General features: G+C 53.7%; 14 protein-coding genes. 2 read left to right on the top strand and 12 right to left on the bottom strand.

Features of this window, described 5'->3' with window-relative positions; translation table 11 throughout:
• Positions 1-144: 144 nt before the first annotated feature.
• The 6 genes from GGR27_RS07825 to GGR27_RS07800 all read right to left on the bottom strand — a co-directional run bounded on the left by GGR27_RS07825 (position 145) and on the right by GGR27_RS07800 (position 7,271).
• Positions 145-1,485 carry a nucleotide sugar dehydrogenase gene (locus GGR27_RS07825; RefSeq protein ID WP_245184493.1) on the bottom strand — a complete coding sequence of 447 codons (1,341 nt, stop codon included), beginning with the start codon at positions 1,483-1,485 and terminating at the stop codon, positions 145-147.
• A gap of 95 nt (positions 1,486-1,580) precedes the next feature.
• Entirely contained in the window at positions 1,581-3,272 is a 1,692-nt protein-coding gene (locus GGR27_RS07820) for an ABC transporter ATP-binding protein (RefSeq protein WP_168036859.1), read from the bottom strand.
• A gap of 138 nt (positions 3,273-3,410) precedes the next feature.
• Complete coding sequence (rfbA, locus tag GGR27_RS07815; RefSeq protein ID WP_168036858.1) at positions 3,411-4,271, bottom strand: glucose-1-phosphate thymidylyltransferase RfbA; 861 nt, start codon at positions 4,269-4,271, stop codon at positions 3,411-3,413.
• Between the two features lie 15 nt (positions 4,272-4,286).
• Positions 4,287-5,351 (bottom strand): dTDP-glucose 4,6-dehydratase, encoded by a 1,065-nt coding sequence (gene rfbB, locus GGR27_RS07810; RefSeq protein ID WP_168036857.1) that lies wholly within the window; start codon positions 5,349-5,351, stop codon positions 4,287-4,289.
• 90 nt (positions 5,352-5,441) lie between these two features.
• Positions 5,442-6,515: an NAD-dependent epimerase/dehydratase family protein gene (locus tag GGR27_RS07805; RefSeq protein WP_168036856.1), complete on the bottom strand. Its 1,074-nt coding sequence runs from the start codon at positions 6,513-6,515 to the stop codon at positions 5,442-5,444.
• Positions 6,516-6,623: 108 nt separating this feature from the next.
• Positions 6,624-7,271: a transcription termination/antitermination NusG family protein gene (locus GGR27_RS07800; protein ID WP_168036855.1), complete on the bottom strand. Its 648-nt coding sequence runs from the start codon at positions 7,269-7,271 to the stop codon at positions 6,624-6,626.
• 387 nt (positions 7,272-7,658) lie between these two features.
• On the opposite strand from GGR27_RS07800, the gene GGR27_RS07795 reads away from it, so the two are divergent.
• Both GGR27_RS07795 and GGR27_RS07790 read left to right on the top strand, forming a co-directional pair.
• Positions 7,659-8,309, top strand: a complete 651-nt coding sequence (locus GGR27_RS07795; protein WP_168036854.1) for a hypothetical protein — start codon at positions 7,659-7,661, stop codon at positions 8,307-8,309.
• Entirely contained in the window at positions 8,306-8,632 is a 327-nt protein-coding gene (locus GGR27_RS07790; protein WP_168036853.1) for a winged helix-turn-helix domain-containing protein, read from the top strand. Before GGR27_RS07795 ends, GGR27_RS07790 begins: the two co-directional genes overlap by 4 nt.
• 106 nt (positions 8,633-8,738) lie before the next feature.
• Here the strand turns inward: GGR27_RS07790 and proB are convergent, their stop codons facing one another.
• From proB to GGR27_RS07760, 6 genes are all read right to left on the bottom strand, one after another.
• Positions 8,739-9,500, bottom strand: a complete 762-nt coding sequence (gene proB, locus GGR27_RS07785; protein ID WP_168036852.1) for a glutamate 5-kinase — start codon at positions 9,498-9,500, stop codon at positions 8,739-8,741.
• Between the two features lie 17 nt (positions 9,501-9,517).
• The gene (locus GGR27_RS07780) at positions 9,518-11,227 is read right to left on the bottom strand and encodes a hypothetical protein (RefSeq protein ID WP_168036851.1); all 1,710 of its coding nucleotides are present in this window, start codon (positions 11,225-11,227) and stop codon (positions 9,518-9,520) included.
• A 5-nt stretch (positions 11,228-11,232) separates the two neighbouring features.
• Entirely contained in the window at positions 11,233-11,784 is a 552-nt protein-coding gene (locus GGR27_RS07775; protein ID WP_168036850.1) for an RNA polymerase sigma factor, read from the bottom strand.
• Between the two features lie 271 nt (positions 11,785-12,055).
• Positions 12,056-13,417 (bottom strand): hypothetical protein, encoded by a 1,362-nt coding sequence (locus tag GGR27_RS07770; protein ID WP_168036849.1) that lies wholly within the window; start codon positions 13,415-13,417, stop codon positions 12,056-12,058.
• 150 nt (positions 13,418-13,567) lie between these two features.
• Complete coding sequence (locus tag GGR27_RS07765) at positions 13,568-14,431, bottom strand: helix-hairpin-helix domain-containing protein (RefSeq protein ID WP_168036848.1); 864 nt, start codon at positions 14,429-14,431, stop codon at positions 13,568-13,570.
• A gap of 596 nt (positions 14,432-15,027) precedes the next feature.
• The gene (locus GGR27_RS07760; protein ID WP_168036847.1) at positions 15,028-15,912 is read right to left on the bottom strand and encodes an NAD kinase; all 885 of its coding nucleotides are present in this window, start codon (positions 15,910-15,912) and stop codon (positions 15,028-15,030) included.
• Positions 15,913-16,341: the final 429 nt, after the last annotated feature.

Here is a 16,341-nt window from a genome sequence, read left to right as displayed (position 1 = left end):
TAATGAAGATGCACTACCGTAAATCACGGTTTTGCACTTACTTTAACTCCTTCACCCGTGCTCAGTAAATCCTCAACAAAGTATTCGAATGTATGATATGGATGAATGTTTGACGTAAGGAATTTGGTGCGTATTTTTTTGACTTTAAAGACGCCACAAGATTTCTCCCGCTTTCACGTCATCGCGGGGGTACATAGCCTTTAGGTCGAACAGTATCAGGGCATCCTTACTTATCATCCGGTAGTCATCAATTGATTTCGTCCGGAACTCCTCGTGTGAAACGGCAACTACGATGGCATCATAATCTTTGCCAATCTCGTCTACCATCGTTAAACCATACTCATGGGCAACCTCATTCGGGCTGGCGTGTGGGTCGTAGAGGTGAACGTTGACCCCGAAGTCCATCAGTTCCCGAACGACATCGACGACTTTTGAATTGCGGATGTCGGCGACATTCTCCTTGAACGTGACGCCCAACATCAGGACTTTACTTCTCTTCGGATTCTTATCTACTTTGAGTAAGTGTTGGACTAGTTCCTTCGCGATGAAGGCTGGCATCCGATCGTTTACGCGCCGTCCACTGGCGATAACCTGCGGATCGTATCCAATCTTGACGCTCTTGTGCAAAAGGTAGTAAGGATCCACGCTGATACAGTGACCACCAACCAGACCCGGCTTGAAGGGCAGGAAGTTCCACTTCGTGCTGGCGGCTTCCAGCACGTCCTGGGTATCGATGCCCATTCTGCTAAAGATCATGCTGAGTTCGTTGACGAAGCTGATGTTGACGTCGCGTTGGCTATTTTCAATGACCTTGGCGGCTTCGGCTACTTTAATGGTTTTCGCTTCGTACAGCCCGGCGGTGATAATGTCACCGTAGACACCGGAAACAACTTCCAACGTCGGGGCATCACTACCACTGACAATCTTGAGGATATTTGCCAGCGTCCGCTCCTTATCGCCCGGATTAATCCGCTCGGGAGAATAGCCGACACCGAAGTCTTTGCCGAACGTCAAGCCACTTTCTTGCTCTAATACGGGGACGCAGTCTTCCTCCGTACAGCCGGGGTAGACCGTTGATTCGTAAACTGCAATGTCACCGCGTTTCAGAATCTGTCCAACGGTTTTAGAAGCACCTAAAAGCGGTTTGAGGTTGGGAGTACGACTTTCATCCACGGGGGTAGGAACGGCAATAACGTGGAAAACCGCGTCGGCTAAATCAGCCGGGTCGGTCGTGAAGAGAACGTCTCTACCGTCAAAATCCGACGCCTCTAGTTCCCCGCTAGGGTCCTGCCGGTTTTTCATCATTTCTACCCGCGGCTCGGATATATCAAAGCCTACGACCCGGTATTTCTTTGCCAACTCCAACGCCAGCGGTAGACCAACGTAGCCCAGGCCAATGATGGAGATAGCGGACTTTTTGTTCCTGAGGTTGGCCAGCATCTCGGTAGCGTTGAGGTTAGTGGCAGTTCCGTTTACGGTAGTCATCAAAATTCTTTTGTGTGTGTTCGTATGGTTAGGTTGCGGCCAATGTCGGAGAGAGAAAGGTCTAACGGGCTAACCTCGCTGGGATTTCATGGAGTTTACGCAATGGCCTGTAGCGCGACGGTTTCGCGAAACGACGCCGATCTCTCAATAAGCTCGTCAAAGGTACCAATATCGTACCGTCCTTCGTCCCGTAAGTGAATTATAGCGTCCGCTTCGCGGATCGTACTCAGCCGGTGGGCGATGACCAGCATGGTGTACTGACCTTTGAGGCTTTCGATGTTTTTCTGAATCGAGACTTCCGCTTGAGAATCTAGTGCGGAAGTCGCTTCGTCCAGTATCAGTATGTCGACTTCCCGGTACAGTTCCCGGGCGATTGAGATACGTTGTCTTTGCCCCCCGCTGAGGTTAAGGCCGTTAATCCCAACGATTGTATTCATCCCCTGCGGGAGTTGACGGACAAATTCTGCGGCGTGGGCCAACGCTAGTGCTTTCTCCACTTTTTCGCGTGACCGCGTGCTCTCCGGGTCCCAGAAGGAAACGTTGTTGTGGATGGTATCCGCAAAGATTTGTGGTTCCTGCGTTACGTACCCGATGGTACTCCGGTACTCGTTTAATTTTAGATCACAACTATCAATTCCGTCAATGACCAGCATTCCTCGCTCAGTTTCCAGCAGGCCGCAAATGACGTTGACCAAAGTTGTTTTTCCGGTGCCGCTAGCGCCAACGATACCAATGGTCTGGTTTTTGTGGATGCGCAGCGAGAAATCTTGTAATACCGCATCACTGCCGTGAGCGTAGGATAACTGATTGAGATCAATATTTTCTTTAAGCCCGCTGAAGCCAATTTGTCCATCTCGCTCCCGACCGGCACTAAGCTCCTCCTGAAAACATTCCGCGTCGTCCAGCGACCCAGTTTGGGAGAGAAAAGAATTGTACGTTGCCTGCGCAGCCGCGAGCGAGGTAAGGGCTCGGTAGAGAAACAACAAGCTCAAAATAATGAGTCCGATCGACTGACCGAAGTAACTAACCTGCACAAAAATAGCCACTACGACAATGAATACCACCAGTGGCTCCCGCAATGCCGTAGACACGGAAGAGAGAAAGCCTAACTTTCGTTGGTATAATTCTACCGTCACGATCGACTTGGCAACCTTTTCCTGGTAGCGCCTGATCAGGTCCGTGGCTTTTAAGTACTTGAAGCTGGTTACGGTCTGAATCAGAAAGCCTTGAAAACGGTGACTCTCGGTAGTTAGCCGTTTGGAGACTACTTTGGTCCTACTGTAAACCTGGTTGAAGACTAGGTTTGTCAGCAATCCCCCAGCGGCAACGATCAGCGCAAATTTTGGGTTGGCTAAGCCCGCCAGGATAATGTACACGAACAGCACGACGCTGTATTCAATCGTCCGGAAGTAATTCAGGTAGCCATTGGTTACCCGACCGATTTCCCCGCTGAACGAGTTTTGAATTCGGCCACTATCCGCTTCGGCGAATGCCGTGTACTTGTAATTGCCCAGCATGGCTATTCCTTGCAAGCGCAGTTTGTTGGCGAACCTTTGCCGCAGCATCACCTGATAGTACTGCGTAACAAATCTCGCGACACCCTTAAGGGTAAAAAAGAACAGCATCAAAATCAAGATGCTCTCTAAAGTCACTTCGATTCCTACGGCATGGATACCGTCGAGTACGAAGGATAATTTGCCCATGTCTTCAGCAGCCAGCGCGATTTGCCCACCGTCAACGGCCCGGATGAGGGGTAAAAACATCGTCAACCCAATACCATCCAGCACGGCGGTAAAAATGCTGGAGCCAAACGCTATGAATATACTCGGCCCGAGGTACCGGTAGAAAAACCGGAAGTATTTAAAGTATTTGGCCGGGCTGTGCGTGCTTATCGTTTCCGTCGGAGGCGCATTTGAAAGGTATGTTTATAGTAAGCCCAGCAAGTACTGACCGTAGCCACTTTTTACCAGAGGCTCGGCAATACTCCGTAAATCCTCATCATTGATCCAGCCCATTCGCCAGGCGATTTCTTCAATGCACCCGATCTTAAAGTCTTGTCGCTTTTCAATCACCCGCACGAATTCAGCAGCGTCGTGTAGGCTCTCAAAAGTGCCTGTATCCAGCCAGGCCGTACCGCGGGTCATAACGCCCACTTCTAATTCTCCTAATTCTAGGTAATGGCGGTTCACGTCGGTAATTTCGTACTCCCCGCGGGGGCTAGGTTGGATGTTACTGGCGATTTCGGTCACCCGCTCGTCGTAAAAGTATAGCCCGGGGACGGCGTACTTGCTCTTCGGCTTAGTGGGCTTCTCTTCAATGGATACGGCACGCTTATCATCGTCGAACTCCACCACGCCGTAGCGTTCCGGGTCGTGCACCGGGTAAGCAAATATCCTGGCTCCTTTGGTCAGTTGGGCGCTTTCCCGCAGCAAAGTGCTCAGGCCGGACCCGTGGAAGATATTATCCCCCAGCACGAGCGCCGCCGGTCCGCCGGCGAGAAATTCCGCACCGATCACGAAAGCTTGCGCCAGGCCATTGGGTACTTCCTGAACGGCGTATTCGAACCGACAACCCAGCTCCGAACCATCACCCAGCAAGTTTTTGAAGGAAGAATTATCTTCCGGTGTAGTGATGATTAAAACCTCCCGAATGCCCGCCAACATCAGAATACTGAGCGGGTAGTAGATCATCGGCTTGTCGTAGACGGGCATCAATTGTTTACAGACCCCCTTCGTAATCGGGTAGAGACGCGTGCCCGAGCCACCGGCTAGTATAATTCCTTTCATAATTATTTGTGGTACTTAGCGGTTAACGTACATTTCCGCGTAGTAGTCCTGGTAAGCACCCGAGGTAACGTGGGCCATCCATTCCTCATTCGAAAGGTACCAGTCGATCGTCTTTTCCAAACCTTCGCGAAACTGTAAACTCGGCGTCCAGCCAAGATCGTTTTGCAGCTTGGTGGCGTCGATGGCGTAACGCATGTCGTGGCCGGCGCGGTCCGTCACGTAGGTGATCAACCCTTCGCTCGTACCCGGCGCGCGGTCGAGCTTTTTGTCCATCAGTTCGCAGAGCAGTTTGATGAGGTCGATATTCCGGTACTCGTTGTGGCCGCCAATATTATAGGTCTCACCCTGCTTGCCGTCGTGCATGATCACGTCGATCGCGCGGGCGTGGTCCTCAACGTAAAGCCAGTCGCGGACGTTGACGCCCTTACCATAGACGGGAAGGGGTTTGAGTTGCTTAATGTTATTGATAAATAGCGGTAGCAACTTCTCCGGAAACTGGTAAGGTCCGTAGTTATTCGAGCAATTACTCAGAATAATCGGCAGGTCAAACGTATGGCCCCAGGCGCGGACGAGGTGGTCGCTGCCCGCCTTCGATGCGGAATAAGGACTGCGGGGATCGTAGGGCGTGGTCTCCACAAAGAAGCCGGTCTCACCCAGCGAGCCATAAACTTCATCGGTGCTTACGTGGTAAAAGAGCTTACCGGCGTGATCACCCTTCCAGGTTTCTTTGGCAACTTGTAGTAGCGTGGCCGTCCCGACAAGGTTAGTCTTGACAAAAACGAGCGGATTTTCAATGCTCCGGTCCACGTGACTTTCCGCGGCCAGGTGAACGATTACGTCCGGATTGTAAACGGTAAATACGCTGCGGATTTCCTCCAGTTCGGTAATGTCCGCCTTGACGAAGCTGTAGTTAGGTGCGTCCGCGACGTCCGCAACGTTCTCCAAATTCCCCGCATAAGTCAGGGCATCCAAGTTGACGACCTTGTAGTGTGGATAATTCCGCACCAGCCTACGCACCACGTGGTTACCGATAAAGCCAGCGCCGCCGGTCACGAGAATAGTTTTTTCTAGCTTACTCATAAGTGGTGGTAGAAATTAAAGAGAAGATCGGTTTTATAACGTGTACTGAGCAGAAAGAGCGGGCGCGGTCGCGGGTGCCAGGAAGGTTCGCTAGTCGGCGGACGTAATTTGCTTGCTCCTTTCGGATACCTCCGCACCCGCGTCCACGCCCCCTAGCTGATAATATTCAAGGTACCAATTGACAAAACTGCTAATGCCTTCTTCCAAATTTGTGTTGGCCCGGTAATCGTAATCTCGCTGCAGCGCGCTCGTATCGGCGAACGTCTTTTCGACGTCCCCCCGCTGCATCCCTACGTAATTCTTTTTCGCCTTACAACCCAACTGATTTTCCAGCAGCTCGATGAAGTTAAGTAGGCTGACCGGCTGGCCGTTGCCAATGTTGTAGATGCGGTGGCGGGCATCGTCGTGGACGGGGCGGGGCTGCGTCAGTACCCGTTCCACGCCGTCGACTATGTCGCCTACGTAAGTAAAGTCACGGGACATTTTGCCCTGATTAAATACGTTGATCGGCCGGTCATTCAGAATGGCATCGCTAAAGAGGCTGTAGGCCATATCCGGTCGGCCCCAGGGCCCGTAGACCGTAAAGAAACGCAACCCGGTCGTTGGCAAATTATACAGGTGACTGTACGTGTGCGCCATCAATTCGTTGCTAATCTTGGTCGCCGCGTACAAGCTCACGGGGCGAGCCACGGGGTCGTTTTCGCTGAACGGTATTTTTTCGTTTAACCCGTAAACGCTGCTGGAACTAGCGTAAACTAAGTGTTCGACGTTGTGCGCCCGGCAGTTTTCCAACACGTTGACGAACCCGGTAACGTTAGCCGCTACGTAGGCTTGGGGGTTCGTAATGCTGTACCTGACGCCGGCCTGTGCGGCCAGGTTACACACCTTTCTGATGGGGTGTTCGGCAAAGAGACCCCGCATCGCTTCTCCGTCGGTCAGATCGAGTTTGCGGAACCGATAGTTTGGAAACCGAGTACTTACGACTTCCGACCCGGCTTCGGCACTACGGCGATCGATGCCCGCTTCGAAGAGGCGGTCTCGTTTCAGTTGCGGGTCGTAGTAGTTATTAAGGTTGTCGATACCAATAACTTCGTGCCCCTCGCCAGCTAATTTGTTGATGAGGTGGTGACCGATGAAGCCCGCCGCGCCCGTGACTAGGGTCATCGTCTGCCGGATTGTTGCCGCGGGGACAGACCTTCGGTGTCCAAGTGTCGAAACAACTTGCCCCCAACCGCGGCGGCGGTAGAATTTGCCCACTTGTTCAACCCTTCATTAATGCTGCCAGAGAGTTTTACGGCTGTCCTCTTGCTGGGAGGTGCCTTCAGGGATTGTTCCGCCGTCAATGGCGGAGAGAATGGTGGGGTCCACCTCGAGGGTAGCCAAGCAAGTACCGCCACCCCCGAGGGAGATGACGAATGCCTTTTTCGTTTTTTTGTATAAATAGTGACCCCGGATACCGGCCATGGGGCCCTTGACGATCTCGACCGGCATGCCTTCCGCGAAGTCGAAAGCATCTTCAATGGTCTCCCAGGTCAGGTTACGATCCGTGCTCAAAATTTTGAGCGTTTCAATCTCGGCGTCGGTGACGCACCGGCGGTCGGGGCCCAGGCGGACGAAGCCGGCGGTGTAGTGTGCCCTGATGACGATCATCTCCTCGGCGCGGCAGATTCTCACAAAGACGTAGCCCGTCAGGAGCGGTAACTCCCGCACGACGGTTTTACTGACGTAGTGACACACCTTTTCGCGGAGGGGGACGTAAGCCTCGATTCCCGCGCGCCGTAATTCCCGCGCCGCCTGTTTCTCGTGGCGGCTGGAAGTCCGAACCGCAAACCACCGTTTTTCAGTCACGTGCAAGTGATCCGTTCGGGAACTTTGCTGACCGCGCAGCCGGTGTTGTGGAGATGTAATGCTAAGAGACATTTCGCTGGTGTCATTAGAGAGGCGCAAAGGTAGCAAGATTGTGTTTAATGGAGAGGCGTTGATTCTGTGGCTAGTGGTCGAAATTTAGCTTTCGATAGCAAAATGGTGGGTCGGAAAGTTGTTAGTGGGACGCTGCTCTAGCTCCCCCATAGTTTAAATTCGTAGTCATCATGAAATATTTATTTGATGTGTTCAGTACGTTACCGTGAGCTAACGATTGCGTACAGAACACCTTATGAAGCGGATAATTTATTAATATCAGTAAAGTGATGAGTAGGTACTCGAGTGGCCGGACGTGTATTCCACCACAGTACAGCACCGGATTTCCGGGTAAAAACTTTACAAAAGTAATAAGACTTTACTTAACTTTGCGGTACAAAGTTCTTTATGACGAAGAAAATAGACAATCCCATCAGTGACCTGCGGGAAATCCGTTCCCTAATGGAGCGGTCACGCTACTTCATTGGGCTCAGTGGCCTTTCCGGGATATTTGCCGGCTGCCTTTCGCTGATTGGCGCGGGCGTAATCGTAGCTTACCAATACGCGGGCGAACAAGGGCTAGTCCTGATCCAGCGATCATTCCGGCTCGTATCCAACCACCCCTGGGGCATCGCGCCCCTACCCTTCCTGGTGCTCGTGGCCGGTGTCGTCATGGTCGGCTCGTTCGCCGGTGGCTACTATTTTACCGCCCGGCGGGCTAAGCGGATGGGCCAACGCATTCTTGACGACAGGACCTATAAACTCTTTTTTCACTTAGCGGTTCCGCTCGTCGTTGGGGGCGTTTTTTGTCTCGCCCTGATTTATCACGCGCACGGTGGGCTCATCGGTGCGGCCACCCTAATCTTTTACGGGTTGGCCTTACTTAACGGCAGCGACTACGCACGGGAGGAACTTAGCTTCCTGGGTTACGTAATGATCACGCTGGGCCTCATCGCCTGTTTCTTCGTGGGTTACGGCCTACTTTTTTGGGCGCTCGGCTTCGGCGTGTGCCACATCATCTACGGTGCCTGGATGTACCACAAATACGACCGAGCATGAAAAACGTCACGACGAGCGAAAGCACCATTAACATCAGTGGGCTCAATAAGCTTTTCAACCACCGGACGCGGATGGGCATCATGGCCCTGCTCATGGTCAGTGAGTGGGTAGAATTCGTATCCCTACGCAAGACACTCAAGCTGACGGACGGCAGCCTCGCCTCCCACTTAAAAGCATTGGTAAAAGAAGACCAAATTGCGGTGGAAAAGAAGTTCATCAACGACAAGCCCCGCACCAGCTACCGCGCCACCGCCGCCGGGCGGAAGGCTTTTGAGGCACATTTAACCGAGTTGGAAGCTTTCATTCGGCAGATCGATAACTGATGCTGGTGGTCAGGAGTAGAATTAGTGAATTAGCTCCGGCTGCTTACGGCGTTTTCTACGCCTACAATGGGCATAAATGCTAGTTTCAAGTCGCGGCAACAATACTTTACTTCACGATCGTTCCCGGCCACTGGTCCCGACCAAGGCCCGTCAGAATATTGCGTCGGCGACCGTTGCCGAGCAGTACGGGAATACCCGCCTTTGCCGTCTGCGCCGCGATACGGAGCTTGGTGGCCATGCCCCCACGACCGAAACTAGTTTTTTTCTCCTGAACGAAACCCAGCACCGACTGATCGCCCGCCGCAACCTCCCGAATTAAGTGGCTACCGGATTCCCCGGGCGGGCCATCGTAAAGCCCGTCGACACTACTCAGGATTACCAATGCATCAACCGCGAGCATCTTCGCGACCTGACCGGCCAGCTCGTCATTGTCCGTGAACATCAGTTCCGTGACGGCAATCACGTCGTTCTCGTTCACGACCGGGACGATCTGATCCTGGAGGAGCGCACGAAAGCAGTTGTGTAGGTTATCGTAGTGGAGTCCAGCCCGAAAGTCTCCCTTAGTGGCTAATACTTGGGCGCAGAGTAAATCGTGCCCAGCGAATAGCTGCCGGTACAATTCCATCAACCTGACCTGCCCGATCGCACTCAGCACCTGCCGCCGGGCCACGTCGCCAAAGCTATCGTCCACGGTGAGCAGCTCCCGGCCCGCGCCAACCGCGCCGGAAGAGATGAGTACCAAGGAAATACCCCTGGCCTTCAGTCCGGCAATTTGATCCACTAAGTGACTGATATTGGTTACGTCCAGCCGGCCATCGGGGCGGGTAAGGACGTTGGTGCCCACTTTAATTATTACGCGCTTGTACATGGCTGCGAAGGTAACCCCTACTTGCGGCCGAGTAGGTGCCGCGCCCCGAAGCGTAACTGGCCGGTGTGCAGCCGATCCCGGTAGGGGCCGACGCCCTTTTCGTCGTCATTTAGGTAGACGGCCCGACCAAAGGAGGGGGAGACGTAAATGCTCGTCCGCTCGTCGAGCAATCGCTCGATCATGAAGCCACCACCCAGGTAGAGGTTAGCGTTTTTAAGAAAGCCGCCCCCCTGTAACCACCCTGGTGGCGGGTCGATGAGTTGTGCGATGTCGCGCGGACTACTGGACCGGGCTGCGCTCGTCTGACCAGCGGGGTCCACCGTCTGTCGCTGTTTTTCCCGTCGGTTGACGACATCGATAAAATCCTCATCATCTTCGAGAACAGAGAAAGAACCCGCGGCAATGACCGAGACGCTGGCCGTCATGCGCGCGCTCCACCGCCACCGCTCGTTTTCAGCAATTCGTTGGTTAATACTAAACGGGAACTCAACCAAGTCGTATTTAAACCTGCTGTAACCTTTCGCCCGTTCGACGAAGGGAAACTCTTCCGCTAGATAATACTTCAGAACCGTCGGTGTATAATTAAACCGCGAATACACCGCGCCGAATTGAATACCGGTCGCTCCCTGCGTAATCTCCAGTAGTGCGCCACCCGACCGACCCTGGGTGAATCGACTATCCGCCAGCACGTCTACGTCAAGAACCGCCTGCCCGTTAGTGATGACCTGATTAGCATCTACGGGAGAAATAAACGCGTTCAGGTAGAACTTGGTCCGCTCGGCGGTCCTGGCCACCACCGGCGAGATGACGTCTGGGTGAGGTAGTTCCGCGTCAAAACGAACCATGGGAATAGTTGCGATGAGCGGCTCGATGATTATCGTCGGTGCAGCGGGCGGTGGGATATCGTCAGCGGGAACCTTATTGCTACCCACGTTCGGTAGCATTCCGCTGGTGGGTAAAATTTCTGATGCCCACTTACGGGGCTTAACTATTTGCTTCCTCGTCTCCGCGGGAGTTACAAGCGCTTCGCGCCCTGACTGTTCCACAACCGCCCGTCCCAAAAATAAATTTTGCGGGCGCTGCCGAGTCCCCCCGTTGTCCGCGGCGAGTGAGCTACTGATTTCGTCGGTGGGTAGATCAGTGCCAGCTGCAGTCGTGAGCGGGTCCGTCACCGGGTTTAATTCGGTTTTCGGGTCCGCCGCAAGTGGCGCGGCCGCCGGTGCGACATCACCGAAGCGCACGAACAGTAGCAGCAAGCTAGCCAGTAAGGCGACTTCCGTGATCTTCCAGGCGACGATCTGGTGGCGCCGCTCCTTGATTAGTTCCAAGCGGGCGGCCAGGGCGGCCCAGCCGGTGGCGGGTCCTCCGTCAGATTTACGAAGTTGGTCACCAACAATGGCGTCCACCGTGGCGGCATTTTCTTTATCCAGCGTCCGTTCGAAAGCTAACCAGGCACCGGCGGGGGCGACGGGCTCGAGGCTCGTGAGTTTGTCCGCGATCGCTTGATCGGTCGCCAGCCCCGGGTCGAGTTTACTTTCCAGCGCCGCCCAACCGAGGGCGGGCGCCACGGGTGCGATGCCGGTGAGGGCTTCGCGCAGGAAATCGTCCTCCGGGTGGTCCAGGCGGTCGGCCAGCCGTTCCCAGCCGGCGGCGGGGGCTGCGGCGGGCGGCAACTCGGCCAGTCGCTGGCGGAGGAGATCGTCTAGTGTTTCGTGCGTTGGTTTCATAGGAACTAGCGGCCGGGGGCGGTCAACACTTTTTGGAGTTTACCCCGGGCTTTGACCAGGTTAGAGCGGCTCGTGGAATCGGTGATTCCGAGCTGCCCCGCAATTTCTTTGTGGCTGTATCCCTCCACCACGTAGAGGTTAAAAATAGTCCGGTACGTCGGCGGTAGCTTCTGCACGGCCGCCAGGATCTCCCGGGCTCCGAACTGGGCAAAAACATCCGGTGCGTCGGAGGAAATACCGTAGGCGTTGTCGATGTTTTCCGTCCGTCGCCGGCTGTTGCGTCGGTACTGATCGATGGCGGTGTTCACCGTGATTCGGCGCATCCACGCGAGGAGTGCAGTGCCGGATTCGTAGCGACCGATCTTCTGAAAGATCTTGATGAAGCTTTCGTGCAACAGGTCCATCGCCTCGTCTTCCGTGCCGGCGTACCGCTGGCAGATCGACATGAGGGAGCCGTAGTATTCTTCGTAAAGGACGCGCTGCGCCTGCCGGTCCCCCCGGGCGAGGGCGGCAACGAACTGTTTCTCGTCTTGGTGAAGCGTTACGGCGTAATCCATAGTAGTGGCGGCGGTCTGGTACGGACCGTAAGATAAACGGTTTAGTTTACATCTTCGCTGCCCGGGGGGATTAGTTAAGTCCTCCGGCCGCTACTTTCGTCACTGCGCGCGGGTATAAATAGGGCGCGGCCGCGGGTGCCGGGGAGGTTCGTAGGGAGCGATGGTAACGGGGCTGAACCCATCACCTCCGCTCTGCAAACAAACACCCGGCACCCGCGAGCGCGCAACTACCTAAAGCGGCAGCAAAGCTACGTTGATCACGCTACGCTGGCTAGTACTTGATGGCTACGTTATAGTTATCGTCGTTAGAATTGGGAACATAGTTCACTTTGGTGAACTGCACGATGTAGTAATTATTATCGCGCTTGACGACGAAGACCTCACCGGCGCGGTTAGCATCGGCACCCAGAAGTGGCTGTGATACTTTTTCGTCCACCTCGGGATCACTCGTGCGTACAGGCCCGGGGAACGCATCGTTTCCGTCCAATTCCGTGCTACTGTCGTCTTCGAAAATATCCCGAATTTCTTCCGGACTACTCACGCTCGCAAAATTTACGCCATCACCGTAAGCCACGAGGTTTGCTAACCGAACGACCGAACCACTTGCGCCACCACTAATCTGAGCACGCCAGTTTTCCGTTCCGGTCGGAATGGTCGGGTCGATCCCCTCGTCCTGTAGTTCGGCCTCCACGCTGTTGAAGCGCACGGCCTTGGCATTGTCTAAATCAAGCGCACCCCGCTGGGAACCGATCGCGTTAAAAAATACACCCGTGGTGTCAAAAGTCAGCGCGGTAACGACGGGCGGCTCAAAGTTCACGTCAATGCTCGTCTCCCCGGTAACGCCATTTACGTCCTTTGCTCGGAACGTAAACGTACGGACGTCGTTGTCCCCATTAATCGTATTTTCCGGGTCCACACGGATGCGGTAGCGCGGTGTACCGGACATCTCGCCGGTGGCGAAAGGCCACGGGTTGGTAGCAGTTTCCGATCCGTCGTTAAACGTAAGTTGCGAAGCGGGAAGCAGCACACCGTCCTCCAGCACGGAAAGCGTCTCTAAGTCAGCTTCCGTTTTAGTCGTGAGCACGCGAACGCTGAAAGCACCATTGAAAGTAGCCAGGGTGGTGTTTCCACTCACAAATCCGTCCTCAACGAGTAGTTCCACCAACGGGGCGGCCCGGGTGAAATTAACGTTAATCGTTTCGGCATCCGTCAGGCCACCATCGTCCCGCAGAATAAAGGTGTAAGCGCTTGAGCCCACCGTTCCGTTGTTGCCGAGGATTTCAATTTCGTAGGTAAACTCCGTCTTATCGTCACCAAGCAGAAGGATGGGATTGTTGGAAGTCTGGCCCGTGCGGAAAATCAGTCGGTCGGCGGGAATGGCCAGACCATTTTCTTCGATACGCAGGCTATTGAGTTGGGCGGTTCCTTCATTACCCGTGATGTTGACGATGAAGGAGGGGGTTGCCAAGTCGAGGTCCTGGTCACCGGAAATGATTCCACTGCCGGTGTTCAGCCGGAGAGCCGGCTCCAAAACAACATCATTGGTGCCGCCAGAGTCGGGGTCACAGCCCGTGGAAAAGAGCACCACAAAAATGGCCAACAGGGAATAGGATAGTTGAGAGAGTCTACGCATAAAGAAGGGTTTTAGGATTATTTTTTAGGTCAACGGGGAGACTGCGTGGGATGTGCGAAAATAATCAGGTGATTACGCCAACGACGAAGCCACCTTCAACCGAGGTTGAAAGTGGCTTCGTACTTCTTCAGAACGATGAAGGCCGGCTATTTACTTTGCGGCGTTAGCGGCATCGCGGTAGGCCTGGATCTTTTCCGGTGAGGGGTTTTTGTACCGTGGGCCTACGCCGTCGAGTACTTCCGTCATTTTGGCGTTAGACAGCTTAGCGAGTGCTGCCGGTGTGCTTACACCAGCGGCTTCGAAAGCGCGGGCCATGGCGGGGCCGACTCCGGCGATCGCCTGGAGGGGGCTCTGCGGCACGACGGGCTTGACGCGGGGGCGACCCGGGCCACGACCGGTGGATGGCTTCTTAGCCGCACCGGTTTTGTTAGCCTTGCTACCGGCGGGGCGGCCACGACGCTTAGCGGCTGGCTTAGCTGCCGAGGTGCTTTCCTCAGATTTGTCGTTCATATCGGGAGTCGCCTTGGATGCAGCCGCGGTAGCAGCCGTCTTCTTGGGGCGACCGGGGCCGCTGGTCGTTGACTTATCGGCATCCTTCTTGGTCGAGCCCGTAGAAGTGTTGGTTACCTTGGTGGGCGTAGCCGCGGGCTTGTCCGATTTAGACTTGTTGCTTTCGGTCTTGGATTTATCATCCTTTGACTTACTGCTTGCAGTTTTGGACTTATCGTCCTTTGACGTGTCGCTCACGGATTTCTGCGCGCTGGGCGTAGCGGAGGCGGATTTTCCGGTGACCTTAGCTTTCGTGAGGGTGAGCTCACCTTCGGCTTTTGATAACTTCTTTTGGAGGTCGGCAACTTGCTGCTCTAATGCCTTAATGGTCTTCTTGGAAGACTTCATCTCCTTTTTGTGTGCCTTGCGGGCCTTTTTCGCGTCGTTAGAGTTAGCGGTAAAAGCTTCCTGCGCTGCGTCGAATCGAGACAGGAGTGCGGCAACTTCTTTTTTTAGATTAGCCATATTATGGTTTGGATTGAGTGGTTAATTATTGATATTTAATAAATGATAAGTAAAAGATACTGCGCTTCATTCTGAAGAAATGGGGTGCCATCTTTCCAGGAGCAAATAACTCTCTAATATTATTTATTTAAAAGTTTATTTAAAAGTCTGACCCAACGACACATTCAAGTTATTCCGACATCACGAATTTGGTTCGCGCGGAATGTACAGTTATCGTATGAATCGGGGAAATGACTACTTTGATAGATCTTCCGATGGGGCCAATTATTACGCAAATATATGCTAAAAAGGTTAATTTCGGTTATTTGTTCTTTTAGAGCATGTTGGGACTTTAGCTTCCGGCCTTATTTTAGCCACTTTTGCGGTGGTCTTCGTTAGTAAAATCCTCATTTAGCTACGGCTAAACTCCGGTTTTGCTGCCTTAACCATCACAAAACTGCCTCAAAACCAGCCAGGAACCCAACGTCCCAATATGCTCTTAGCTAGTGTTAAACGCTCCTTTATTTAAGCGGCCAGTTTAATTATGGCCAGCCCGGTCATCATACGAGATACCTTCGTTTAACCCGCATTCGCCAGCAAAATGGGATGTTTTGCCCTCAAAAGTTACGACGATCGTCCCCCCAGTGTAGTTTCCCGCGCAGGGTATCCATAAACGTGATACCCGGAAGCTCCACCAGGCTTAATCCGAAATCATTTTTCCGGACCGCCAAACTGTGTACCGAAGTAATGGTCTCAAAGCGGCTATCGAGCGTGCAGAGGAAGTTTTCCGTCCGCCCTTCGATCTCGAAGCTGACCACCGAATCATCGGAAATTACGATTGGCCGCACGTTCAAATTGTGCGGCGCGACCGGCGTGAGCACGAAATTACCGCTGCCGGGGAAGATGATCGGCCCGCCACAACTCAGCGAATACCCCGTAGAGCCCGTCGGGGTGGCGATAATGATGCCGTCCGCCCAGTAGCTATTTAAATACGCCCCGTTAATGTAGGTGTGGATCGTCACCATCGAAGAGGTATCCCGCTTGAGTAGCGTACAATCATTAAGCGCGTAGGGCGTCTCGCCGAATACGGATAGATTACTTTCCAGGTAGAGCATCCCCCGCTGCTCGACGTTGAAGCGGCCCAGTTTAAGCAGATTAAGGGTCGAACGCAGGCGCGTCTTTTCCACCCTGGCCAGGAAGCCCAACCGTCCAAGGTTTATACCCAAGATGGGTATCCCCGTGTTACGCACGATCGTCGCCGCACGCAGGATCGTCCCATCGCCCCCGAGGCAAAAGAACATATCGAAAGGTTTGATGCGCAGGTCAATGTGACCACCAAAAACACCCACGTCCTTTTTAAAAGTAACGTGGGGGCGTAGTTCCTCCAGGTAAGGCCCGTAAACGTAGGTTGAAAAATTATACTCGGCGAGGAGGTCAAATAGTTCCTGGATGACGGAAATATCCTTCACCTTGAGTACCTGGCTATAAATCACGATCTGCATAGGGAGGCCAAGTTACACCTTCTGTTCTTGATGTTGAGGCTATTGTCCCAAACGGACGCCGGAACATTTCGTGGGGACCGTACTCGGATTAGCCGTCGTGGCTAAGCAAAATAAGGATTAGACGAATAATTACGCTACTGACCGGTATTGCCTTGCGCCCGTAACGACCGTCGGTCGCTCCGGGACCCCGCAGCGTGGCTATCGGTGCGGAAAGGTCAACATTTCGACTGACGTACGGACTCCGAAATTGTATAATCTTAACCGACCTTACACAGCCGGATTATGCCACACAAACACAAAAACACACGAGAGTAAATGAACGGTGCTTCGGCGCAGCCGTACACCGATTTTGTGCTTTTGTGCTTTTGTGGCGAAATAATCTGCGAAACAGCAGATCTTAAGCATTCGTTCGTACTGATTGAAGGCTCG

Source organism: Neolewinella antarctica (genome assembly GCF_011927835.1).
Lineage (GTDB): Bacteria > Bacteroidota > Bacteroidia > Chitinophagales > Saprospiraceae > Neolewinella > Neolewinella antarctica.
This window is presented reverse-complemented; position numbering and strand designations above follow the sequence as displayed.

Coding starts and splice junctions, on each gene's coding strand:
- rfbA (WP_168036858.1), bottom strand. CDS start 4,271: ATGAAAGGAATTATACTAGCCGGTGGCTCGGGCACGCGTCTCTACCCG.
- GGR27_RS07770 (WP_168036849.1), bottom strand. CDS start 13,417: ATGCGTAGACTCTCTCAACTATCCTATTCCCTGTTGGCCATTTTTGTG.
- proB (WP_168036852.1), bottom strand. CDS start 9,500: ATGTACAAGCGCGTAATAATTAAAGTGGGCACCAACGTCCTTACCCGC.
- GGR27_RS07765 (WP_168036848.1), bottom strand. CDS start 14,431: ATGGCTAATCTAAAAAAAGAAGTTGCCGCACTCCTGTCTCGATTCGAC.
- GGR27_RS07760 (WP_168036847.1), bottom strand. CDS start 15,912: ATGCAGATCGTGATTTATAGCCAGGTACTCAAGGTGAAGGATATTTCC.
- GGR27_RS07790 (WP_168036853.1), top strand. CDS start 8,306: ATGAAAAACGTCACGACGAGCGAAAGCACCATTAACATCAGTGGGCTC.
- GGR27_RS07795 (WP_168036854.1), top strand. CDS start 7,659: ATGACGAAGAAAATAGACAATCCCATCAGTGACCTGCGGGAAATCCGT.
- GGR27_RS07805 (WP_168036856.1), bottom strand. CDS start 6,515: ATGACCCTAGTCACGGGCGCGGCGGGCTTCATCGGTCACCACCTCATC.
- GGR27_RS07800 (WP_168036855.1), bottom strand. CDS start 7,271: ATGTCTCTTAGCATTACATCTCCACAACACCGGCTGCGCGGTCAGCAA.
- GGR27_RS07775 (WP_168036850.1), bottom strand. CDS start 11,784: ATGGATTACGCCGTAACGCTTCACCAAGACGAGAAACAGTTCGTTGCC.
- rfbB (WP_168036857.1), bottom strand. CDS start 5,351: ATGAGTAAGCTAGAAAAAACTATTCTCGTGACCGGCGGCGCTGGCTTT.
- GGR27_RS07780 (WP_168036851.1), bottom strand. CDS start 11,227: ATGAAACCAACGCACGAAACACTAGACGATCTCCTCCGCCAGCGACTG.
- GGR27_RS07825 (WP_245184493.1), bottom strand. CDS start 1,485: ATGACTACCGTAAACGGAACTGCCACTAACCTCAACGCTACCGAGATG.